This window comes from Micromonospora sp. NPDC049529 (genome assembly GCF_055586685.1).
Map to the genome: position 1 here is coordinate 206,726 of NZ_JBVJHT010000011.1, position 19,165 is coordinate 225,890.

Consider the following 19,165-nt stretch of genomic DNA (forward strand, 5'->3'; position numbering starts at 1 on the left):
GGGTCAGTAGGGCCGGGGTCAGTAGGGCCAGTCGCCGCGCAGGAAGCGCAGGCCGAGCAGGAACGTGATCACCGCTGGTCCGAGCAGCAGGGTGATCGCCTGCAACCGGTACGGGATCCGGTGCCGGGTCAGCTCGACCGCGTTCAGGAAGACGATCACGCCGGCGAGCATCATGAAGCCGCCCCACCAGTCGGTCCCGCCGAAGTCGACCCGACCGGCCCGGAGCAGCAGGAACGTGACCCCGAGCGCCACCCCGCCGAGCGCCAGCATGGCGACCGTACGGTGGGCGGCGCGGGCCAGCGGGTGCACCGGGTGCCAGCCGTACGTGCCGGCGACGGCGAACGACGGCAGGATGATCATCAACGGCCAGCCCTGCCCCATGGCACCGAACATGAGCAGCGCGCCCACCGTGAAGACCAGTACGCCGATGCAGGCGACCAGGTAGCCGCCGAACGCCCGCCCGCCGCCCCGCAGCAGCAGTGGCCCGCCGCTCGCGGCGATCAGCGCTCCGGGTACCAGCACGAAACCGGCCCACCAGTGGAACCGATCAACCGACTGGGCGGTCACGGTGACCGCCGCCACGGCGAGCGCGGCCACCGCCACGCTCCCCAACCAGCTCGCCGCCACTCCCGGCCGACCCGACGTCACGGTACGGATGTCTGTACTCACCTCGCCGACTCTGCCCCCTGACAAGCCCACAAACCATCCCGCCAGCCCTACCATCCCCGGACGGGCTAACCCCCACCACCCCGTTGATCATGAAGTTAGTGCACCTTCGGGCGCCTTGGAGGGGCGCTAACTTCATGATCAACAACAGATTCGGGTGGGGTGGGGTGGGGTGGGGTGGGGTGGGGTCAGAAGTCGCCGCCGCCGAAGTCGCCGCCGCCGCCCCAGTCGCCGCCGCTCCAGTCGCCGCCGTTGGACCAGTCGTTGGAATCGGGGGTGCCGAAGCCGGAGTCGGCGGGGTAGTCGGCGGCGCTGTAGTCGGCACCGCCGGTGTAGCCGACGTCGGTGTAGCCGGCGTCACCGGCACCGCCGTCCCCACCGGCACCGGGGTCGGCGCCGTTGTCGTAGTCCGCGCCGTCGGTAAATCCCTCCTGGTAACCGGCGTCGTAGCCGTAACCGGGGTCGGCGAACGCGGGCGAGAAGAGCGCGTCGGCGATCAGCATGCCGCCGATCACACCCGCCCCGGCCGCCAGGCCGGTCTTCCACCAGGGCGTCGAGTACCAGCCCGACGGCACCGGCCGGCCCTGGTAGCGACCACCCGGGTAGTAGTACGGCGTGCCGGCACCCGGCTGCGGGCCGGCCCGGAATGTCTGCCCCTGGACGTTGACCTCACGCTCGCGGGTCAGCGAGCCGGCACCCCGGGCGGCGGCCAGCGGCGGCAGCTCCGGGCCGGGGTCGAGACCGAGTGCGGTCCGGGCCGCGCGGACGTACGCCAGCCCCTCCAGCGCGGTCTCCCGGGCCAGCTCGTACTGCTTCATGCTGTGGGCCTGCTGGAGTTGGCCGCCGGCCGCGTTGTAGCGCTCCCCGGCGTCGCTGAGCGCCTGCCGGATCGCCGGCTCGTCGCCCCGCAGTCCGAGCACCTGACCGCCCAGTCGCTCGTACCAGCGCAGCGCGTCGGCCCGCGCGTCGGCCAACTCGCGCGCCTGTCGGGCACCGGTCTCCCGGCGCCACCAGGTGACGCCCCCGACCAGCAGAACGAGCAGAACCAAGAGCCATACCATGGGTACGACGGTAGCTCCGCCGACCAACCCGCCCGCCTTTCCGGCGATCCAGGTCACACCGGTGTCGTACGCGTTTGGCATGCTCAGCGGCGTGGGACTGTCGACGGTGCTCGTGGTGATCGTCTGTCTCGGTGCCGGCGGCGCACTGGGCTGGCTCGCCGCCCGTGCCCGCTCGGCGGCTGACATCGCCCGGTTGGACGCCACCCTGCGGGCTACCCGGGACGGGGAGCAACGGCTGGAGCAGTCGATGCGGGCGCTCTCCTACGAGGCCACCGCGCAGTCCCAGGAGGCGGTGTCCCGTGCGGTGGCGCCGCTGCACGAGTCGCTGCGCCGCTACGAGCGGCAGGTGAACGAGCTGGAACGCGACCGGGTCGACGCGTACTCCGAGCTGCGCGAGCAGGTGCGCTCGATGGGTGCGGTCTCCGGCGAGCTGCGTACCGAGACCAAGCAGCTGGTGGCGGCCTTGCGGGCGCCCCAGGTCCGGGGCCGGTGGGGGGAGCACCAGCTGCGCCGGATCGTCGAGGCGGCCGGGCTGCTGGAGCACTGCGACTTCGCCGAGCAGGTCACCTCGACCGTGGAGGACCGGGTGGTCCGCCCCGACCTGGTGGTCCGGCTGCACGGTGGCCGGTCGGTGGTGGTGGACGCGAAGGCGCCGTTCGAGGCGTACCTGACCGCGATGGAGGCGCGGGACGAACGGGGACGGGACGCGCACCTGGACAACCACGCCCGGCACCTGCGGGCGCACGTGGACGCGCTGTCGGCGAAGGCGTACTGGTCGGCGTTCGCGCAGACGCCGGAGTTCGTGGTCCTGTTCGTGCCGGCCGACCCGTTCCTGGACGTCGCGTTGCAGCGGGATCCGACCCTGCTGGAGCACGCCTTCACCCGCAACATCGTGCTGGCGACGCCGGCCACCCTGGTCGCCCTGCTCCGTACGGTGGCCTATGCCTGGCGACAGGAGGCGCTCGCCCGCAACGCGGTGGCGGTGCACGAGCTGGCCAGGGAACTCTACGGACGACTGTCCACTCTGGGTGAACACGTGGCCAAGCTCGGGAATTCGCTGGGTGGGGCGGTGACCGCTTACAACCGTGCCGTCGGATCGCTGGAGTCCCGGGTGTTGGTCAGCGCGCGAAAGCTGGCCGACCTTGGGGTGTCCGGTGAGGAGTTGGCCACGCCGGCACAGGTCGAGCTGACCACCCGCCAACTGCAGGCACCGGAGCTGACCGATAACGACCAGCACAAAACTCACACAGAGTAGTTGGATCGTAGCATACGAATATTCGAATACGATTCGATCAATATCACGGGCTGGTCACAACGATCTCAGGGGTAGTGACAGGATCCCTGCTGACGCGAAGGATGCGCTCACACGTGCCCTGTTTCTAAGGGCCCTGTTCTCTGGAGGAAGAGAACGTGAGCAAACCCCGCACCTGGAGTCGGCGTACCTCCGCCGGTCTCCTCGCGTCAGTCGTGGCGGCGGGCGCCATGACACTGACGGGTGGTGTCACCACCGCCAGCGCCAACCCGTCGACCGAAGCCGACGTTCTCAAGGGGACCCCCACGGACACGTTGGGTTCCCATGACCATGAACTGCTCGCGAAGGCCGAGGCCAACCGTGAGCGGGACGTCACGGTCATCGTGGCAACGGACAAGGGTGAGGCCAAGGATGTCGCGGCGGAGCTGAAGAAGCTCGGCGGCATCATCGGCAAGCAGGAGGACGGCGTCGGCTACGTCCGCGCCCGTATCCCCACCAGCGCGGTACTCAAGGCCGCCAAGCTGCCCGGCGTCGCCGCACTGGACCTGAACGAGACGATCCAGCTCCCGCAGCCGGAGCCCGTCAAGGCGGGCACCAAGGCAGCGGTGACGGCGAGCGGGCCGAGCGCGGACATCGCCGCGGTCAACCCGTACATGCCGACCGGCGAGACCGGCGCGGTCGCCTTCAAGCAGGCGCACCCCGAGTGGGACGGCCGGGGGGTGACCATCGGCATCATGGACTCCGGCGTCGACCTGGACAACCCCGCGTTGCAGACCACCTCCACCGGCGAACGCAAGATCGTCGACTGGTTCACCGCCACCGATCCGGTGTTCGACGGTGACGGCACCTGGCGGGCCATGCTGACCGAGGTGACCGGTCCGGCCTTCAACTACGGCGGGACCAGCTGGACCGCGCCGGCCGGCACGTACAAGATCAACCGGTTCTCGGAGAACATCACCGCGGGCAGTTCCCCCGGCGGTGACGTGAACCGGGACGGCGACACCACCGACGCGTTCGGTGTCCTCTACGACCCGGTGAGCCACGACATCCGGGTCGACGCCAACCAGAACCGCGACTTCAACGACGACCCGGTCATGCGGCCGTACGGCGAGCGCTACGACGTCGGGCACTTCGGTACCGACAACCCGGCCACCGCCGTCCGCGACCAGATCCCGTTCGTCGTCGAGTACCGCGAGGACGTCGACGTCACCCCCGCCGGGCTGCCCGGTGTCGCCGACTTCGTCAACATCGGCATCATCGAGGACGAGCACGGCTCGCACGTCGCCGGCATCACCGCAGCCAACAACATGCTCGGCTACGCCAACTTCGACGGCGCTGCCCCCGGCGCCAAGCTGGTCTCCGCCCGCGCCTGCTCCTGGGGCGGCGGCTGCACCGCAGCCGCGCTCACCGACGGCATGGTCGACCTGGTCGTCAACCGCGGCGTCGACGTGGTCAACATGTCGATCGGTGGCCTGCCGGCCCTGAACGACGGCAACAACGCCCGCGCCCAGCTCTACAGCCGGCTGATCCAGGACTACGGCGTGCAGCTGTTCATCTCGGCCGGCAACGACGGCCCGGGCGTGAACACCCTCGGCGACCCGTCCACCGCGACCGACGTGGTCAGCGTGGCCGCCGGCATCAGCCAGGAGACCTACCTGGCCAACTACGGCTCGGTGACCCGTACGCCGTACCAGCTGTTCTACTTCTCCTCGCGTGGACCGCGTGAGGACGGCGCGTTCAAGCCGGAGATCACCGCACCGGGTTCGGCGCTGTCGACCACGCCGGTGTGGCAGCCGGGCATCCCGGTCGCCGAGGCCGGCTACCAGCTCCCGCCGGGCATCCAGATGCTCAACGGCACCTCGATGTCCTCGCCGCAGGCGGCCGGCGCGGCCGCGCTGCTGCTCTCGGCGGCCAAGGCCACCGGCAAGGACGCCTCCCCGGCCAAGCTCCGTAAGGCGATCTACTCCTCCGCGACCTGGATCGACGGGATCAGCGCGCAGGGCCAGGGCAACGGCCTGTTCAACGTGCCGGGTGCCTGGGACCTGCTGTCCGGTGGCTTCGAGGTTCGCGGCTACGAGGCCAGCGCTCCGGTCTGCACCCCGCTTTCCGACTTCCTGGCGACGCCGGACAAGGGCGCCGGGATCTACAACCGGTGCGCGGTGACCGAGGGCGGCCAGCGGCCGAACGTGGCGAAGAACTACACCGTCAAGGTCACCCGTACCACCGGGCCCAAGAAGGACATCAAGCACACGGTCCGCTGGGTCGGCAACGACGGCACCTTCCGCAACGCACCGAAGAACCTGATCCTGCCGCTGAACCGGACGGTGACCTTCACGATCGAGGCCCGCGCCGACTTCGGCACGCACAGCGCGATCATGCAGGTGGACGACCCGGCGACGTCGATCGTCGACTTCGCCTTCCTCAACACGGTGGTCGTCTCCAACGTGCCGACGAAGCCGAACTTCGACTTCGCCACCAGCGGCACGGTCGACCGCAACCTCACCAAGTCCTTCTTCGTCACCGTGCCCGAGGGCGCGCCGGCGTTGCAGGTAAACCTGAGCGGGATCGCCCCCGGTTCGCAGACCCGGTTCATCGCGATCAACCCGTACGGCGTTCCGATCGAGGGCACGTCGAGCCTGGTGTGCTTCACCAACTTCTCCGACGAGGCGGCCTGCAAGTCGGACGAGCGGTCGTACCAGAACCCGTTGCCGGGTATCTGGGAGTTCGAGGTGGAGTCCCGCCGTACGTCTCCGCTGCTGGAGAACCCGTTCGCGCTGCGGGCCCGGATCCAGGGTGTCGCGGTGACGCCGGCCGTGGTCGAACTGCCCACCGCCGTCGCCGGGCAGCCGACCCCGGTCACCTGGTCGCTGACGAACACCTACGGCCCGGTCACCGTCACCGGCCAGGGCGGTCCGCTCGGTAGCTCGGTGTCCGAGCGTCCGACCATCGGCCACCACGAGACGCAGTCCTTCGAGGTGACGGTGCCGTCCGGTGCCACCCGGTTCAACGCCGTGATCGGCAACACCAGCGATCCCGCCGCCGACCTGGACCTGTTCGTCTACCGCAACGGCACCCTCGTCGGCCAGGCCGCCGATGGTGACTCCGAGGAATCGGTGTCACTGGTCAACCCGGCCGCCGGGGTCTACACGATCCAGATCGACGGGTACTCCGTACCCGCCGGCACCACCGCGTACGACTACCGGGACGTGTTCTACTCGGCCGCACTGGGCAACGTGGCGGCCTCCGGTACCGAGGTGGCACTGGCCAAGACCGGCGCCACCGCCGGCATCACCGGCTCGGTGACCGCCCTGAGTACGCCGGCCGCCGGCCGGCAGCTCTTCGGTGAGTTCCAGGTCGTGACCGTCGAGGGCGCGGTCGTCGGCCGCGGCAACGTGTCGATCGGCTCGGTCAGCTAACTCTCGTACGGCTCCAGAACGTAGAGCCCGTCCCCGGTTGGGGGCGGGCTCTACGCGTACGGCTTCGATGGTCGCGCGGGACGGGTCAGGCCGGCTTGACGCTCTCCACCATGAACGGGGTGCCCTGCTGGCAGGTGGTCATCATGCCGGGCTGCACCCGACCGGTCACCGTCACCCGCGCACCGCTGCGCAACTGCTGGTTCGGGCCGCCCAGCAGCAGGTAGCCGTCGAGCAGCAGGCAGTTCGGTTCCACCCCGGCCACGATCACGCCGGTCAGGGTCAGTGCCCCGGCCGTCGCGGGCGGTGCGGGCGACTTGCTCGGAGTGGGAGTTCTGGGCACGGACCGGGACGGGCTGGCCGGCGCGGTCGAGTTGGCCGGTGGCAGTGGCGGTTCGGCGTTGGGGTCACTGGGCTTCACGGATGACAACGACGGTCCTCCTGACGGGTTGACCGAGGGGGCGTTCCCGGACTCCGCACAGGCGCCGAGTGCCAGGCAGGCGGCGACCGCGGCGAATCCGATCCGGATCGTCTTCATGGGTGATGGGACGTTCCCGGATCCCGGCCCGTTCCACCGCGCGGACGATCCGGTCCGCGTCGCGTGCACGGCGGGGCGCGGTACGGTCCGCGTCGCGTACGCGTCGGCCGGCACCCGCGTACCCCGGTCAGGCGTTGCCGGCGCTGGCGGCCAGCGCGGCGGCCTTCATGTCGCGCTTGAGCTCCTGCGGCAGCGAGAAGGTGAGCCGCTCGTCGGCGGTGGTGATCTCGGACACGTCGGCGAAGCCGCGCTCGGCGAGGTGGTCGAGCACCTCCATGACCAGCTCCTCCGGGACGCTGGCCCCCGAGGTCAGCCCCACCGTGGTCGCGCCGGTCAACCACTCGTCGGAGATCTCCGAGGCGTAGTCGACCAGGTAACCCGCGCGGGCACCCGCGTCGACGGCGACCTCGACCAGCCGGATCGAGTTGGACGAGTTGCGGGAGCCGACCACGATCACCACGTCGCAGTCGGCGGCGATCTGCTTGACCACGTGCTGACGGTTCGACGTGGCGTAGCAGATGTCGTCGCTGGGCGGCGACTGGAGCAGCGGCAACCGGGCCTTGAGCCGGGCGACCGTCTCCATCGTCTCGTCCACCGACAGCGTGGTCTGGGAGAGCCAGACCACCTTCGACGGGTCCCGTACGGTCACCTGGTCGGCGCCGTCCGGCCCGTCGACGAGCTGGACGTGCTCGGGCGCCTCGCCGGCCGTACCGACGACCTCCTCGTGACCCTCGTGCCCGATCAGCAGGATGTCGTAATCCTCGGCGGCGAACCGCCGGGCCTCGTGGTGCACCTTGGTGACCAGCGGGCAGGTGGCGTCGATGGCCCGCAGCGAGCGGTCCTTTGCCTGCTGGTGCACCTCCGGGGCGACCCCGTGCGCGGAGAAGATCACGGTGGCGCCCTCGGGCACCTCGTCGTTCTCCTCGACGAAGATCGCGCCCTGCCGTTCCAGGGTCGAGACCACGTGCTTGTTGTGCACGATCTGCTTGCGTACGTAGATCGGCGCGCCGTAGAGCTTGAGTGCCTCCTCGACGGTCTGCACCGCCCGGTCGACGCCGGCGCAGTAACCGCGTGGCTTGGCCAGCAGCACACGCTTGCGGGTCTGGGAAGTCGCCTCAGCCTCGATCACAGGGCTCAGTCTACGTGCCCGTCCGAGCCGGGGCAGCGGGCCGGCGCAGCACCCCGCGGCGCGCCCGGGTGGTGGGGCGGGGCGGGGTGGGGCTCGGCCCGCCCGGCCGTAGGCTGACCGGATGACCGAGGCCGCCGCCGGACGCAGCACCCCCGAAGAGCCGTGGCCGGTCCGGGTGGTCAGCCAGAAGGTGAGCGCCTGGATCGCCAAGCTGGGCTGGGTCTGGGTCGACGGACAGGTCGCCCAGATCAGTCGGCGCCCCGGCGCCGCCACCGTCTTCCTCACCCTGCGTGACCCGTCCGCCGATCTGAGCCTCACCGTCACCGCCAGCCGGGACGTGCTCGACGCCGGGGCGCCGGAGCTCGCCGAGGGCGCCCGGGTGGTCCTGCACGCGAAACCGGAGTTCTACGCCGGGCGCGGCACGCTGAGCCTGCGCGCCGACGAGATCCGCCAGGTGGGGCTCGGTGAGTTGCTGGCCCGGCTGGAGAAGCTGAGGAAGCTGCTCGCCGCCGAGGGGCTCTTCGACCGCGCCCGCAAGCGGCGCCTGCCGTTCCTGCCGAACCGGATCGGGTTGATCACCGGACGGGCCTCGGCGGCGGAACGGGACGTCCTGCTCAACACCCAGCGCCGCTGGCCGGCGGTGGAGTTCCGGACCATCAACGTGGCGGTCCAGGGGCCGACCGCCGTACCGCAGATCCTCGACGCGCTGCGGGTGCTGGACGCGGACGAGAACGTCGACGTGATCGTGCTCGCCCGGGGTGGCGGTGGGGTGGAGGATCTGCTCCCCTTCTCCGACGAGGCCCTGTGCCGGGCGGTCTTCGGCTGCCGTACGCCGGTGGTCAGCGCGATCGGGCACGAGAGCGACGCGCCCCTGGTCGACTACGTCGCTGACCTGCGGGCCTCCACGCCGACCGACGCCGCCAAGCGGATCGTGCCCGACCTCGGCGAGGAGCAGCGGCTCATCGGCCAGGCCCGGCACCGGCTGGACCGGGCCGTACGCGGTCTACTCGACCGGGAGTCGCACCGGCTCGACGGGCTCCGCTCCCGACCGGTGCTGGCCCGGCCGGAGGTCATCCTCGACCAGCGGGCGGTCGATCTCGGGGCGCTGCGCGACCGCGCCGGCCGCTGCCTGGACCACCGGCTGGGGACCGCGACCGGCGAGCTGCGCCAGACCGTGGCGCGGCTGCGGGCGCTCTCCCCCGCCGCGACCCTGGAGCGGGGGTACGCCATCGTGCAGCGCCCCGACAGCCGGGTCGTACGCGCGGCGGGCGAGGTGGCCGACGGTGACCTGCTCCGGATCCGCCTCGCCGAGGGTGAGCTGTCGGCCACCGTGAACGGCTGACCGGTGCTCCGCCGATCCTCCGTGCCCCGATGTCACCCGGTGCCACCTGCCGTGACCTGCTTTGCTCCTGCCGAGATGGGAAGTCATGACTGACGAGAAGAAGCGGACCGCCGCGCCGGACGAGAGGCTCAGTTACGAGCAGGCCCGCGCCGAGTTGGCGTCGGTGGTCGAGCGGCTGGAGACCGGCGGGACCTCGTTGGAGGAGTCGTTGGCGCTCTGGGAGCGTGGTGAGCGGCTGGCCGAGATCTGCCAGCGCTGGTTGGACGGCGCCCGCGACCGGATCGACGCCGCCCGGCGGGCCCGGGAGAGCAACAGCCCCGCCTGATCGCCGGTACGCGACGGGGACGGCAGGTGGCCGCCCCCGTCGGATGGAACCGGTCAGCACCCGGTACGGGCCTACTTGACCAGGTCGTACACCGAGTCCGGCGTTTCGACGACCTCGCCGGCCGGCGGGGCGCTCGGCGGGGTGGCCGTGCCGTAGTCGGCGTAGCTGACCCGGAGGTCCTGCGCGGCCGTCCGGCCGATCGCCGGGACCTTGATGGTCAGCTGGACGAGGCGGCCCTGCGGGTCGACCTTCGCCTCGAACGGCAGCTTGGTCGCCTGCGGGCCGAGGTTCTTGACGATCGACTGTTCGACCAGTCGCGAATCGGTCGCCTTGGTCAGGTCGATGGTGCCGGTGAAGGTGTCGGTGCCGACCTTCTGTACGTCGACGACGGCCTGGACGAGTTGCGCCGCGCCGGCCGGGTCGACGTCCTGGAAGTCGAAGTCCAGCGCGGCGATCCCCTTGATCCTGGTCTTGTCGAGGTGGTGGTACTTGCCGCTGGCGAGTTGTCCGAGCCCCGGCACGGCCTCCAGCCCCTGACCCTTGATTTTGATCCAGCTGTCCGAGCCGATGTAGATCATGTCCATCGCCAGGACGGAGCTCGCACTGTCGGCGTCGCCGGTGGTCAACTGCACCCGCGCGCTGTTGCTGGGCAGGTGAACCACACCCTCGCCGGCGAGGAGGTCACCCTTCATGGCGAAGCTGAAGTTGCCCTTGGCGATCTCCAGGGTGGAGGCGAGCAGGGCCTGCTTGGGGTCGGTGGAGGTGGCCGGGCTCTGCGAGGCGGCGGTCGTGACGCCCCCCGGCTCGCACGCGGCGAGCCCGGGGACGAGCAGAACTGCGCTGACGAGAACGATGACGGTCGAGCGCCGAATTCTCACGTGAAATCCCCTTCAGGATGTCTCCGGCGTCGATCACGCCGCTGACTGAACGCCGTACCCTAACCCCTAGACATCTCCGACAGAGAACCCTTAATTATTACATAAGCCCAGCCCAGCTCTGACATAAATCCACCCCCACACCCGCCGCCCACCCTCATCCGCGATCTAGGGCAAATGGTGGCAGATAAAGATCAACAAGCACGTATTTGCCCTAGATCAACGGAGTGAGGGTGGGGCGATGTTGGTGGCGCTTCACTGTCAGGCGGTGAGTCAAACCAGACCGGGTGACCCCACCTACATCCTCACTGTCAGGTGAGGTACGAGCGGGGGCCGTGGGCGCCCAGCTCGGCGATCACCGCCGCCGGATCCCCCGCCGCCACCACCCCGAGCAACCGCTCGTGCCGGCGTACGGCGTCCGACGGCTGCGCGTTCTCCGACTCCCGGCGCAGGTTGACCGCCATGTAGAGCTGCAACCGGACCAGGATCGACTCGTAGATCACGGTGAGCTGCCGGTTGCCGGCGAGCGCGACCACCGCCACGTGGAACGCCCGGTGCGCCTCCGCCACGCCCAGCCGGTCCCCGGACGCGGTCGCCGTACGCATCCGCTCGATCGCGTCCCGCAGCCCGGTCAGGTCACTCTCCCTGGCCAGCGGCAGTGCCGAGGTGACCGCGTGCCGCTCCAGCACGTCCCGTACGGCGTACAGCTCGGCCACGTCACGGTCGGACAGGGTGGCGACCCTGGCCCCCCGGCGCGGCACGTGCTCGACCAGCCCCTGCTGGGCCAGCAGCCTCAGCGCCTCCCGCAGCGGTGCCCGGCTGATCCCCAGCCGCCGGGTCAGCTGCTCCTCGACCAGCCGCTGGCCCGGATCGCTCTTGCCGCTCAGGATCTCGCGACTCAGCCGCAGCACGGCCAACTCCACCAGGCTGAAGCTTTCCAGCTCACCATCCACCGGCGATGCGGCCACGTCGCTCACCCTGATGAGTCTGCCATTCCCGACCCGATCTGCCCCCGACCCGGTTTTCCGGACCGGCCGGGGCGCCGGCTAGCGCAGTGACCCGGCCAGGTCGCGCAACTCGCTCTCGCGGGCGGAACCGACCACGATCACCGTTCGTCCCGGCTCCATCAGCACCAGGGCCCGCTCCCCCGCCCGTGCCGTGTAGGTCTGCCAGCTCCGCCCGCCGACCTCGGTCGGGCCCTGCGGCTGACCCCGGTCGGTCAGCTCCGTCGGCAGCAGCCGCTCCGCCGGTACGTTGCTCTGCACCACCTGGACGCCGCCGCCGTCCGGGCTCAGGTAGCCCAGCCGCAGAGTCACCGAGCCCTCCGGCCGCTGGAGGGTGGCGGTCACGCTGCGCCAGCCGTCGGCGAGCCCGGTCGGCTCGCTGACCGGGAACGCGTTGATCGAGCGGGCCTGCGCGACGGTCGGTGACGGGTCGATCTCGGCCGCCTGGTCGCCTCCGAGGAAGACCCGGTAGAACCCGATCAGCAACGCGATCGGGATCAGCAGGACGAGCAGCGAGATCGCCATGTCCTTCGGCGACCGCTCGGAACGGGTGGCGGCCGCCACAACCTCTTCCGTGGCCCGGTCGGCCGGATCGGCCCGATACTGGTCACTCGGAGTGCGGTCACTTGACCCGAGCCCGCCCGGCGCGCGGTCACTCTGGGTACGGTCGGTCGGGGTGCCGTCGAACGAGTCACGGTCGGTAGGCGCAGCGGAGTCCACGTACCCATCTTGGCAGCCGCTCCGGCCGCCGCGACCCGGACCACCCGCGCCCCGAACCTGATCAACGTTCGGACCCGTGCCAGGATCTATGACATGGCCGGCGGCAGGCTCGGCCTTCTGCCGGTTCACCCCGCACCGTCGCGAGGAGGAGCCCCGCCATGACCGTCACCAGGACTCGAATCCCCCAGGACCTGGACCGTAACCTCGCCCTGGACCTGGTCCGGGTGACCGAGGCCGCGGCGATGGCCGCCGGCCGGTGGGTCGGTCGGGGCGACAAGGAGGGCGGCGACGGCGCGGCCGTCGACGCCATGCGCAAGCTGATCAACTCGATCCCGATGCGCGGGGTGGTGGTGATCGGCGAGGGCGAGAAGGACAACGCCCCGATGCTGTTCAACGGCGAGGTGGTGGGCGACGGAACCGGCCCGGAGGTCGACGTCGCGGTCGACCCCGTCGACGGCACCACGCTGATGAGCAAGGGCATGCCGAACGCGCTGGCCGTACTCGCGGTGGCCGAACGGGGCGCCATGTTCGACCCGAGCGCGGTCTTCTACATGGAGAAGATCGCGGTCGGCCCGGCGTACGCCGACGTGATCGACATCAACGCCGGGGTGGCCGACAACCTGCGCCGGATCGCCGAGATCAAGGACACCGACGTGTCCGACGTCACTGTCTGCGTCCTCGACCGGCCCCGGCACGACGGGCTGATCCGGGAGATCCGCCGGGTCGGCGCGGGGATCCGGTTCATCTCCGACGGCGACATCGCCGGTGCCATCGCCGCCGCCCGGGGCGAGTCCGGGGTCGACGTGCTGATGGGAATCGGCGGCACCCCCGAGGGCATCACCGCCGCGTGCGCACTCAAGTGCATGGGCGGGGCGATGCAGGCGAAGCTCTGGCCGCGCGACGACGAGGAGCGGGCCAAGGCGCTGGCCGCCGGGCACGACCTCGACCGGGTGCTGTTCACCGACGACCTGGTCACCGGGGACAACTGCTTCTTCGTCGCGACCGGGGTCACCTCCGGCGACCTGCTGCGCGGGGTCAGCTACCGCTCCGGTGGGGCGTACACGCAGTCGATCGTGATGCGCTCCAAGAGCGGCACGATCCGCGTGATCGACTCCTACCACCGGCTGGAGAAGCTCAACCTCTACTCGGCCGTCGACTACGACGGCCGCCCCCTGGCCGAGCAGGAATGAGCCTGCTCGACACGCGTACCGCCGCACCACCCGCCCCGAACACCCGCCGCCGGGCCGGCGCCGTCGTGCTCGCCGTCGTCTCCGGCAGCGCCGTCGCGGTGCAGTCGCGGATCAACGGCGAACTCGGCGTACGGCTGCACGACGGCATCGCCGCCGCAGTGGTCTCGTTCGGCCTCGGCCTGGTCGTGCTCACCGCGCTGGTCTTCGCCAGCCCGGCCGGGCGGCGGCACCTCGGGGTGTTCCGGTCCGCCCTGCGGGAGGGCTCACTGCGGCCGTGGCAGTGCCTCGGCGGCGCCTGTGGCGCGTTCATGGTGGCGAACCAGGGACTGACCGTCGGCCGGCTCGGGGTGGCGGTCTTCACCGTCGCGGTGGTCGCCGGGCAGTCGGCGAGCAGCCTGGTGGTCGACCGGGCGGGCATCGGGCCGGGCGGCCGGCAACGGGTCACCCCGGCCCGGCTCGCCGGGGCGGCACTCACCGTACCGGCGGTGTTCCTTGCCGTCGGTGACCGTCCGGACGACCCGGCCGGGCTGCTGCTGGCCCTGCTGCCGGCCCTGGCCGGTCTGGGCCTCGCCTGGCAGCAGGCGGTCAACGGGCGGGTCCGGGCCGCCTCGGGCAGCGTGCTGACCGCGACGTTCGTCAACTTCGTGGTCGGCGCGACGGCGCTGTTCGCCGCGTTCGCGGTCAGCCTCGCGTTGCGGGGTTGGCCGTCCGGCGCGCTGCCTGCGCAGCCGTGGCTCTATCTCGGCGGCCCGATCGGAATCCTGTTCATCGCGGTCGCCGCCGCCCTGGTCCGGTTCACCGGGGTCCTGCTGCTCAGCCTGGCGACGATCGCGGGGCAGGTGGTCGGTGCGGTGCTGATCGACCTGGCCGCCCCCGGCGCCGCCGCCCGGCCGGGGGCGTTCACCGTGCTCGGTGCCGTACTCACGCTGCTCGCGGTGGTGGTCGCCGGCCGCCGGGACCGGACCGTACGGGCCGCTCCGGACGGTTAGGCCGAGCCGGCGGACCCGGACGTGATCATCCCCGGAGCGCGAGCGCGTCCTTCAGCGGCGGGGCTCGGGGGGTCAGCCGGCGTCGGAGGAGTGACCGGGGAACAGGTGGGCGGCCGGGTCGATCACGACGGCGGCGTTGTTGACGGCGGTGGCCGCCTCACCGAACCCGGTGGCGATCAGTCGGACCTTGCCCGGATATTCGGTGATGTCACCGGCGGCGAAGACCCTCGGCAGGTTGGTCAGCATGGTGCTGTCGACCAGGATGTGCCGCTTGTCCAGCGCCAGCCCCCACTCGGCGAGCGGCCCGAGGTCGGCGGTGAAGCCGAGTGCCGCCACCACGGTGTTGACCGGCACCGTCTCGGCCGTCCCGCCCTTGACCAGGATCTCCGCGCCGGTGACCGTACCGTCGCCGTGGATCTTGGTTACCTCGGCGTTGGTGACGATCCGCACCGGCAGCTTGCGTACCCGGTCCACGGTCGCGGCGTGTGCCCGGAACTTGTCCCGCCGGTGCACCAGGGTGATCGACTCGGCCAGTGGCGCCAGCGCCAGCGCCCAGTCGAAGGCCGAGTCCCCACCGCCGATGATCAACACGTCGTGGCCGGCCAGATCGGCCAGGTGCGGTACGAAGAACACGATGCCGTCGCCGACGAAACTGTCCGCCGCCGGCAGTGGCCGGGGCGTGAAGCTGCCCAGGCCACCGGTGATCAGCACCGACCCGCAGTGCAGCACGGTCCCGTCGCTCAGGCCCAGCACCGGCCGGTCCGCCTGGTACGACAGCTTCTCGGCCCGTACGCCGAGCAGGTACTCGGGGTTGAACGCGGCGGCCTGCACCACCAGGTTGGCCACCAGGTCCCGGCCCTTGATCGACGGGAAACCCGCCACGTCGTAGATGACCTTCTCCGGGTACATCGCGGTGACCTGCCCACCGGGCTCGGGCAACGCGTCGATGAGCGCGACGGACAGCCCCCGGAAGCCGGCGTAGTAGGCGGCGAAGAGACCGGTCGGACCGGCCCCGATTATGGCGACATCGACCTCACGCATGTGCTCACCGTCGCCTTCCGCCTACGGATCAACATCTGCTGATTTCGACCGTAGGCGGCCGGGCGAGGCCGAGGCAAGACACATCCCATTCCGGGTGCGCCCGTCGGCGGGCTCCACGCCCGGCTGGTCAGGGAAAACTCAGCGTCGACTCGGACGAGTAGGGGTCGCGCTGCGGTCGGCGCCGGAACAGGATCGCCGCCACCAGCCCGCCGATCAGACCGAACAGGTGCCCCTGCCAGGAGATCGGCTCGTCGGTCGGCAGTACGCCGAACAACTGTCCGCCGTAGAGGAGCCCGACCAGCAGGACCACCCCGAAGTTCCACCAGCTCCGCTCGACGATGCCGCGCATGATCAGCAGCCCCAGGTAACCGAAGATCACCCCGCTGGCACCGACCACGACCGAGTTCGCCGATCCGGTGAACCACACCCCCAGCCCGCTGACGATGATGATCACCAGGGTGGAGTAGAGGAACCGGCGGGCCCCGGCGGCGAGCACGAACGTACCGAGCAGGATCAGCGGCACGCTGTTGCTGTAGAGGTGGTTGAAGCCGTGGTGCAGGAACGGCGCGAAGAAGACGCCGTCCAGGCCGTCGATCCGGTGCGGGATGATCCCGGCCGTCGCGTCCAGCCCCATGCCCAGCCAGTAGTCGATCCCCTCGATGGCGAAGAGCACCGGCACGGCCGCGCACATGGCCACGAACGCGCGGCCGAGGGACGCGTAGAAGGCGTCGGTGCCGAACCGGTACGGGTCGCCGCCGCTACGGGAATCGAATGTCACCCTCAAGTAGCTATCAGCTATCGCCGGCAACCGCCACCCGACTCGGACGTTAGGGGTACGAACCCTGCGGTTCGTACCCCTTCGACGTCACTGCCGGTCGCGGCTCAGTAGTAGCCCTTGTTCTGGAAGAACGACCAGGCCCCACAGGGCGTGCTGTACCGACCCTTGATGTAGCCCAGGCCCCACTTGATCTGGGTGGCGGCACTGTTCTGCCAGTCCGCGCCGGCACTGCTCATCTTGCTGCCGGGCTTGGCCTGCGGGATGCCGTACGCGCCGGAGGGGTTGGCGGCCTTGGGGTTCCAGCCGCTCTCCTTGGTCCAGAGCTTTTCCAGGCAGGGCATCTCGGCCAGCGGGAAGCCCGCGTCCAGCATCAGCGCGCAGCCGATCGCGCGGTTGCCGCTGTACTCGTTGCAGGAGTCCGGGATCGGCCCGGTGTACGGCTTGACCGGTGCGTTGGCCGCCGCACTGGCCGCCTTGGCTTCCCGCTTCTTCCGGTCCGCCGCCGCATCGGCCTTGCGCGCCCGCTCGGCGGCTGCCTTCGCGGTCTCCGCCGCCTTGCGGGTGGCCTCCCGCTCGGCGGCCACCTGGGCCGCCATCGCCTGTTTGTGCGCGGCGTTGCGCTCACGCATCAACTGGAACTCCGCGCGCTCGGCATCGGCGACGAGTTGGGCGTTGATGCCGACCTGCTGGGTTTCCCGGTCCTGGCCCAGGAAATATCCGCCGGTGACGCCCACCACCAGCAGTGAGACCGCGAGTGTCCGGACGCCGTAGCGGCTCCACAGCCGACTCACGAAGTGATCCCTTCGTCGGGGACAAGGACGAGCGCGCATCCGGCCGGGGCCGGCGTCTGCGCCGCGGGCAGCTCCGATCCGTCGGATCTCCGGGCCGGAGGACTCGTGGTCATCCGTACCGTTTGTCCCTCGGAATACCGATCATTACCGATGTCCCCGGGACAGGAGTTGCTCGAAGCACACCATTGCGCACAGTGAGTCGGCTGGGAAACCAACAACCATGATTGTGACCTGGGCCACTCAAATTTTAGCCCTAAACTAGGACAAAGGCCCCGGTCAGGCACGTCACAACGGGATGTCCTCCAGCAGATCGGTGACCACCTCGGCGATCGGCGACCGCTCCGACCGGGTCAGCGTGACGTGCGCGAAGAGCGGATGCCCCTTGAGCGCCTCGATCACCGCCGTCACCCCGTCGTGCCGGCCGACCCGGAGGTTGTCGCGCTGGGCGACGTCGTGGGTGAGCACCACCCTGGACCCCTGGCCCACCCGCGACAGCACGGTGAGCAGGACGCCGCGCTCCAGCGACTGCGCCTCGTCCACGATGACGAAGGCGTCGTGCAGGCTCCGGCCCCGGATGTGGGTGAGCGGGAGCACCTCCAGCATCCCCCGGGCGAGCACCTCGTCCATCACGTTGTCGTGCACCACCGCGCCGAGGGTGTCGAAGACCGCCTGCGCCCACGGCGACATCTTCTCCGACTCCGACCCCGGCAGGTAGCCCAACTCCTGCCCACCGACCGCGTAGAGCGGGCGGAACACGATCACCTTCTTGTGCCGGCGCCGCTCCATCACCGCCTCCAGCCCGGCGCAGAGCGCCAGCGCGGACTTGCCGGTGCCGGCCCGGCCACCGAGCGAGATGATCCCGATCGACTCGTCGAGCAGCAGGTCCAGCGCGATCCGCTGCTCCGCCGACCGGCCCCGCAGCCCGAACGCCTCCCGGTCGCCCCGCACCAGCCGTACGGTCTTGTCCGGGGCGGTCCGGCCCAGTGCCGAGCCCCGGGGCGAGTGCAGCACCAGGCCGGTGTGGCACGGCATGCCGGCCGCCTCGTCCAGGTCCAGCGGGTCACCGGCGTACAGCTGGTTTATCTGCTCCTCCCCCAGCTCCAGCTCGGCCATGCCGGTCCAGGTCGGGTCGCTGGCCTGGCCGTGCCGGTACTCGTCGGCGGTGAGGCCGACCGAGGCAGCCTTGACCCGCAGCGGCATGTCCTTGCTGACCAGGATGACCTCGCGACCCTCGGCGGCCAGGTTGAGCGCGACCGAGAGGATCCGGGTGTCGTTGGACTCGTTGCGGAAACCGGGCGGGAGCACCGAGTCGTCGGCGTGGTTCAGCTCGACCCGCAGGGTGCCACCCACGTCGTTCGTCGGCACCGGCTGGTCCAGTCGACCGTGCTTGATCCGCAGTTCGTCGAGCATGCGCAGGGCCTGGCGGGCGAACCAGCCCAGCTCCGGATGGTGTCGCTTTCCCTCCAGCTCGGAGATCACCACGAGCGGGAGCACGACCTCGTGCTCGGCGAACCGGTGGAACGCGGCCGGGTCGGAGAGCAACACCGAGGTGTCCAGAACGTAGGCACGGCCGGTTGGTGCGGGCTCCAGACCGGCGGCCGGGGCCGTGGTGGCCCTCCGTCCGCCCTTCGCACGGCCGGTCGCGACAGTCGCGCCCGGGTTCTGGTCGGCCCTGGAGTTGGTACGGCGAGTCGTCACAGGCTGCTCCGGCGGGCGTGCACCCGGTCCACCCGCGTTCCGCCTCGTCCGGTGCCCGGAACCACGGGGTCGGATGCGGGCCCCATGGATCAGTACGCAGAGTCCGGGCCGGCCGGCTGGCGTGGGATGACCCCTCGCCATGCCTAGACGCTAGCTGCCCGACGGCGCAGCGGCTAGGGCATGCGGAATGCAACTCGCCATAGCCCGCCGACCCGTCGCCACCGGCGCCGGACGAGATCGGGAAGCCCGTCGGGGGGGGGGGGGGGGGGGGGGGGGGGGGGGGGGGGGGGGGGGGGGGAGGGGGGGGGGGGGGGGAGGGGGCGGGGGGGGAGGGAGGGGGGGGGGGGGCAGAC

At 70.7% G+C, this 19,165-nt stretch carries 17 protein-coding genes; 6 read left to right on the forward strand and 11 right to left on the reverse strand.

Annotated elements, in window-relative coordinates; genetic code table 11:
- Positions 1-18: 18 nt before the first annotated feature.
- Together ACZ6QQ_RS21040 and ACZ6QQ_RS21045 are read right to left on the reverse strand one after the other, a co-directional pair.
- Positions 19-669, reverse strand: coding sequence for a hypothetical protein (locus tag ACZ6QQ_RS21040; protein ID WP_465878205.1), 651 nt, complete (start codon positions 667-669; stop codon positions 19-21).
- Positions 670-854: 185 nt separating this feature from the next.
- On the reverse strand, positions 855-1,727 hold the full coding sequence (locus ACZ6QQ_RS21045) for a hypothetical protein (RefSeq protein WP_465878207.1): 873 nt from the start codon (positions 1,725-1,727) through the stop codon (positions 855-857).
- A gap of 79 nt (positions 1,728-1,806) precedes the next feature.
- Here ACZ6QQ_RS21045 and ACZ6QQ_RS21050 point away from each other — a divergent pair, with 79 nt between their 5' ends.
- Together ACZ6QQ_RS21050 and ACZ6QQ_RS21055 are read left to right on the forward strand one after the other, a co-directional pair.
- Positions 1,807-2,982 carry a DNA recombination protein RmuC gene (locus tag ACZ6QQ_RS21050; protein ID WP_465878406.1) on the forward strand — a complete coding sequence of 392 codons (1,176 nt, stop codon included), beginning with the start codon at positions 1,807-1,809 and terminating at the stop codon, positions 2,980-2,982.
- A gap of 155 nt (positions 2,983-3,137) precedes the next feature.
- The gene (locus ACZ6QQ_RS21055; protein WP_465878209.1) at positions 3,138-6,395 is read left to right on the forward strand and encodes a S8 family serine peptidase; all 3,258 of its coding nucleotides are present in this window, start codon (positions 3,138-3,140) and stop codon (positions 6,393-6,395) included.
- Positions 6,396-6,480: 85 nt separating this feature from the next.
- Here ACZ6QQ_RS21055 and ACZ6QQ_RS21060 read toward each other — a convergent pair whose 3' ends face one another.
- On the reverse strand, positions 6,481-6,930 hold the full coding sequence (locus tag ACZ6QQ_RS21060) for a hypothetical protein (RefSeq protein WP_465878211.1): 450 nt from the start codon (positions 6,928-6,930) through the stop codon (positions 6,481-6,483).
- Positions 6,931-7,057: 127 nt separating this feature from the next.
- Positions 7,058-8,059, reverse strand: a complete 1,002-nt coding sequence (locus ACZ6QQ_RS21065; RefSeq protein WP_465878212.1) for a 4-hydroxy-3-methylbut-2-enyl diphosphate reductase — start codon at positions 8,057-8,059, stop codon at positions 7,058-7,060.
- 121 nt (positions 8,060-8,180) lie between these two features.
- Here ACZ6QQ_RS21065 and xseA point away from each other — a divergent pair, with 121 nt between their 5' ends.
- Both xseA and ACZ6QQ_RS21075 read left to right on the forward strand, forming a co-directional pair.
- Positions 8,181-9,401 carry an exodeoxyribonuclease VII large subunit gene (xseA, locus tag ACZ6QQ_RS21070; protein ID WP_465878214.1) on the forward strand — a complete coding sequence of 407 codons (1,221 nt, stop codon included), beginning with the start codon at positions 8,181-8,183 and terminating at the stop codon, positions 9,399-9,401.
- Between the two features lie 85 nt (positions 9,402-9,486).
- A complete protein-coding gene (locus ACZ6QQ_RS21075) occupies positions 9,487-9,726 on the forward strand; it encodes an exodeoxyribonuclease VII small subunit (protein WP_465878216.1) in 240 nt (79 codons plus the stop codon).
- 71 nt (positions 9,727-9,797) lie between these two features.
- Here ACZ6QQ_RS21075 and ACZ6QQ_RS21080 read toward each other — a convergent pair whose 3' ends face one another.
- The 3 genes from ACZ6QQ_RS21080 to ACZ6QQ_RS21090 all read right to left on the reverse strand — a co-directional run bounded on the left by ACZ6QQ_RS21080 (position 9,798) and on the right by ACZ6QQ_RS21090 (position 12,325).
- Positions 9,798-10,604: a hypothetical protein gene (locus ACZ6QQ_RS21080; RefSeq protein WP_465878218.1), complete on the reverse strand. Its 807-nt coding sequence runs from the start codon at positions 10,602-10,604 to the stop codon at positions 9,798-9,800.
- Positions 10,605-10,912: 308 nt separating this feature from the next.
- Positions 10,913-11,578: a GntR family transcriptional regulator gene (locus tag ACZ6QQ_RS21085; RefSeq protein ID WP_465878219.1), complete on the reverse strand. Its 666-nt coding sequence runs from the start codon at positions 11,576-11,578 to the stop codon at positions 10,913-10,915.
- A gap of 69 nt (positions 11,579-11,647) precedes the next feature.
- Positions 11,648-12,325, reverse strand: a complete 678-nt coding sequence (locus ACZ6QQ_RS21090; RefSeq protein ID WP_465878222.1) for a DUF4245 domain-containing protein — start codon at positions 12,323-12,325, stop codon at positions 11,648-11,650.
- A gap of 158 nt (positions 12,326-12,483) precedes the next feature.
- Here ACZ6QQ_RS21090 and glpX point away from each other — a divergent pair, with 158 nt between their 5' ends.
- Together glpX and ACZ6QQ_RS21100 are read left to right on the forward strand one after the other, a co-directional pair.
- On the forward strand, positions 12,484-13,515 hold the full coding sequence (glpX, locus tag ACZ6QQ_RS21095) for a class II fructose-bisphosphatase (protein WP_465878224.1): 1,032 nt from the start codon (positions 12,484-12,486) through the stop codon (positions 13,513-13,515).
- Positions 13,512-14,504: a DMT family transporter gene (locus tag ACZ6QQ_RS21100; RefSeq protein WP_465878227.1), complete on the forward strand. Its 993-nt coding sequence runs from the start codon at positions 13,512-13,514 to the stop codon at positions 14,502-14,504. Before glpX ends, ACZ6QQ_RS21100 begins: the two co-directional genes overlap by 4 nt.
- 72 nt (positions 14,505-14,576) lie before the next feature.
- On the opposite strand, the gene ACZ6QQ_RS21105 is transcribed toward ACZ6QQ_RS21100, so the two are convergent.
- The 4 genes from ACZ6QQ_RS21105 to ACZ6QQ_RS21120 form a co-directional block, all read right to left on the reverse strand.
- Positions 14,577-15,545, reverse strand: coding sequence for an NAD(P)/FAD-dependent oxidoreductase (locus ACZ6QQ_RS21105; RefSeq protein WP_465878229.1), 969 nt, complete (start codon positions 15,543-15,545; stop codon positions 14,577-14,579).
- A gap of 127 nt (positions 15,546-15,672) precedes the next feature.
- Positions 15,673-16,323, reverse strand: coding sequence for a rhomboid family intramembrane serine protease (locus tag ACZ6QQ_RS21110; RefSeq protein ID WP_465878231.1), 651 nt, complete (start codon positions 16,321-16,323; stop codon positions 15,673-15,675).
- Between the two features lie 104 nt (positions 16,324-16,427).
- On the reverse strand, positions 16,428-17,114 hold the full coding sequence (locus tag ACZ6QQ_RS21115; protein ID WP_465878233.1) for an aggregation-promoting factor C-terminal-like domain-containing protein: 687 nt from the start codon (positions 17,112-17,114) through the stop codon (positions 16,428-16,430).
- 285 nt (positions 17,115-17,399) lie between these two features.
- Positions 17,400-18,812, reverse strand: a complete 1,413-nt coding sequence (locus tag ACZ6QQ_RS21120; RefSeq protein ID WP_465878235.1) for a PhoH family protein — start codon at positions 18,810-18,812, stop codon at positions 17,400-17,402.
- Between the last annotated feature and the right edge of the window lie 353 nt (positions 18,813-19,165).

Excerpts from the sequence above, each read along its gene's own strand:
- ACZ6QQ_RS21045 (WP_465878207.1), bottom strand. The coding sequence starts at position 1,727 with ATGGTATGGCTCTTGGTTCTGCTCGTTCTGCTGGTCGGGGGCGTCACC.
- ACZ6QQ_RS21050 (WP_465878406.1), top strand. The coding sequence starts at position 1,807 with ATGCTCAGCGGCGTGGGACTGTCGACGGTGCTCGTGGTGATCGTCTGT.
- ACZ6QQ_RS21060 (WP_465878211.1), bottom strand. The coding sequence starts at position 6,930 with ATGAAGACGATCCGGATCGGATTCGCCGCGGTCGCCGCCTGCCTGGCA.
- xseA (WP_465878214.1), top strand. The coding sequence starts at position 8,181 with ATGACCGAGGCCGCCGCCGGACGCAGCACCCCCGAAGAGCCGTGGCCG.
- ACZ6QQ_RS21075 (WP_465878216.1), top strand. The coding sequence starts at position 9,487 with ATGACTGACGAGAAGAAGCGGACCGCCGCGCCGGACGAGAGGCTCAGT.
- glpX (WP_465878224.1), top strand. The coding sequence starts at position 12,484 with ATGACCGTCACCAGGACTCGAATCCCCCAGGACCTGGACCGTAACCTC.
- ACZ6QQ_RS21100 (WP_465878227.1), top strand. The coding sequence starts at position 13,512 with ATGAGCCTGCTCGACACGCGTACCGCCGCACCACCCGCCCCGAACACC.
- ACZ6QQ_RS21105 (WP_465878229.1), bottom strand. The coding sequence starts at position 15,545 with ATGCGTGAGGTCGATGTCGCCATAATCGGGGCCGGTCCGACCGGTCTC.